This window comes from Roseateles sp. P5_B10 (assembly GCF_056400485.1).
Genome location: NZ_JBFULE010000733.1, coordinates 1 through 2,637 on the forward strand (window position 1 = coordinate 1; position 2,637 = coordinate 2,637).

Here is a 2,637-nt window from a genome sequence, read left to right on the forward strand (position 1 = left end):
GGCGACAGCTATGTGGCCGCCCAAGGCGCCGCTCTCGGTCGGGCCGGCCGCGTGTATGTGAAGCGCGACGGCGAGGGCACCTGGATTGGCGGCGAYGTGACGCCGCTGATCCACGGCCAGGTGAAACTGTGAGCATGGAGCTGGATCACCTCGTCGTCGGCGCGGCGACGCTCGACGAAGGAGTTGCCTGGTGCGAGCGCGTGCTCGGCGTGACGCCCGAGCCGGGCGGCAAGCATGCGCTGATGGGCACGCACAACCGCCTCGTGCGGATCAGCGGCCCCAATCACCCGCGCTGTTATCTCGAAATCATCGCCATCGATCCCGACGCGCCACCACCCGGCCGCGCACGCTGGTTCGACCTCGATCTGCCCGCGCTGCGCGAGCGGCTCGCCGAAGGACCGGGGCTGATCCACTGGGTCGCCCGCGTGCCCAATCTGGATGCGGCCCTGGCCTGCTGGCGCAGCGAAGGCGTGGATGCCGGCATGGCGACCGAAGCCTCGCGCGGCAACCTGCGCTGGCGCATCGCGCTGCGTGAGGACGGCCGCCGCCTGCGCCGTGAAGCATTGCCCGTGCTGATCGAATGGGGCGACGCGCATCCGACCGACGCGATGGTTGACCAGGGCGTGCAGTTGCTGGGCTTTGATTCGCGCGACGGCCTGCGCGCGCGTCTCGCGACACCGCGCGGCGAAGTCGAACTGGAGGCTGTTGCGTGATGAAAACCGAAGACCTGTTCCGCGAGGACGCGACGCTGCTGGCCTGCGACGCGACCGTCATCGCCCAAGTCGAGGGCGGTGTGCTGCTTGATCGCACGGTCTGCTACCCGCTCGGCGGTGGCCAGGCCGGCGACACCGGTTGGCTGATCGCGGGCGAGCAGCGCTGGCGTGTGACCGACACGCGCAAGAGCAAGGAACACCCCGAGGCCATCGTCCACCTGATTGACGGCGAGCTGCCCGCCGTCGGCACGGCGGTGCGCATCGAGGTCGACGCCGCGCGCCGCCAGGCGCACCGGCGTTTCCATACGGCGACACATCTGCTGTGCGCGCTGCTGCCCTATCCGGTTGACGGCTGTTCCATCACCGAAGGCTATGCGCGGCTGGACTTCCACACCGACGAGCCCTTCGACAAGGAGGCCATCCAGGCGGGTCTGGATCGGCTGGTGGCCGAGGCGCATCCGGTGGGGCACCGCTGGATCACGGAAGACGAGCTTGACGCCAATCCCGGCCTGGTCCGCTCGATGAGCGTGCAGCCGCCGCGCGGACTTGGCCGCATTCGGGTGCTGGAGGTGCAAGGCGTGGATCTGCAACCATGCGGTGGGACGCACGTCAGCAGCACATCTGAGATCGGTCCTGTGATCGTGACAAGGATAGAAAAGAAGAGCGCCAAGACCCGTCGCGTGGTCTTGGGATTTGCTGCCTGAGGCGGCTGGCTAAACTGCGACGCCTATGGCCGGCCCCGACATACAGCTCATCACGCCCGAGTCCCCCGAGGACTGGCAGGAGACCCGACTCATCCTGCGCGACTACGCCAACAGCCTCGACGTCGATCTCGACTTCCAGGGCTTCGAGGAAGAACTTGCAGGGCTTCCTGGCGTTTACGCGCCGCCCGGCGGCCTGATGCTGCTGGCCACCGTCGATGGCGCCATCGCCGGCAGCGGTGCCTTCCGCCCCCTGCCCGACGCCGACTACCCCAACGCCTGCGAGATGAAGCGCCTCTTCGTGCGCCCGGCCTTCCGCCGTTTTGGCCTGGGCCGCATACTGGCCCAGGCGCTGATGGATCGCGCCACCGAGGCGGGCTACTCGTCCATGCTGCTCGACACGCTGGATGACATGGAAGCCGCCCGTGGGCTCTACGAGAGCCTGGGCTTTGCTGAGGTGCCACCGTTCTACTTCAACCCCATCCCCGGCGCCCACTATCTGAAGGCCGAGCTCGGCGCCTTCCGGCCGAGTTACTTCGGATAACCGCCTAGAGTGCCGGCATGGCACTCGAACACGACATCCAGCCCCTCGGCGAGCACCGCTGCCTGCTTGGCGAATCGCCGCTCTGGCATCCCACCGAACTGCAGCTCTATGCGGTCGACATTCCGGGCCGTCAGGTGCTGCGCTGGCGCGCGGGCATCGACGCGCCAGACGTGTGGCCGCAGGCGGCGGAGCCCGGCTGCATCGCGGCTCGCGCCGGCGGCGGCCTGCTCGTCGCGCGGCGCGACGGCCTGTGGGCGCTGGACACGACTACCGGTGCGCAGCAACTCGTCAGCCCGCCACCCTACGACCCTGCAAGGCTGCGCTTCAACGACGGCAAGGTCGACCCTGCCGGGCGTTTGTGGATCGGCAGCATCTCGGATGCGCGTGAGCCCGAGGCGGCGCTGTATCGCTTCGACGGCAAGGTCTTTGAATCTCAGGTGCCCGGCTTGACGACATCCAACGGTCTGGCCTGGAGTCCCGACGGCCACCGCATGCACTGGTCCGATACCAAGGCCCATCGCATCTACGTCGCGGACTTCGACGTGGCGACCGGCGCGCTGTCTTCCCCGCGCGTCTTCGCCGAATTCAAGCCGCGCGCGCCGGGCGAGGCCTACGGAGGCCGCCCTGACGGTGCAGCGATGGATGCTGAAGGCCACTACTGGGCCGCGATGTTTGAAGG

General features: G+C 68.3%; 4 protein-coding genes. All 4 read left to right on the forward strand.

Annotation, left to right across the window (positions count from 1 at the left end; all coding sequences use genetic code 11):
* Positions 1-134 precede the first annotated feature (134 nt).
* Complete coding sequence (locus tag AC1DU6_RS26725; protein ID WP_477860814.1) at positions 135-713, forward strand: VOC family protein; 579 nt, start codon at positions 135-137, stop codon at positions 711-713.
* The gene (locus AC1DU6_RS26730; protein WP_477860815.1) at positions 713-1,417 is read left to right on the forward strand and encodes an alanyl-tRNA editing protein; all 705 of its coding nucleotides are present in this window, start codon (positions 713-715) and stop codon (positions 1,415-1,417) included. The genes AC1DU6_RS26725 and AC1DU6_RS26730 overlap by 1 nt, the downstream gene beginning before the upstream one ends.
* 25 nt (positions 1,418-1,442) lie before the next feature.
* The gene (locus AC1DU6_RS26735) at positions 1,443-1,958 is read left to right on the forward strand and encodes a GNAT family N-acetyltransferase (protein ID WP_457322005.1); all 516 of its coding nucleotides are present in this window, start codon (positions 1,443-1,445) and stop codon (positions 1,956-1,958) included.
* A gap of 17 nt (positions 1,959-1,975) precedes the next feature.
* On the forward strand, positions 1,976-2,637 hold a 662-nt coding region (locus AC1DU6_RS26740; protein ID WP_477860817.1), incomplete at its 3' end, for an SMP-30/gluconolactonase/LRE family protein.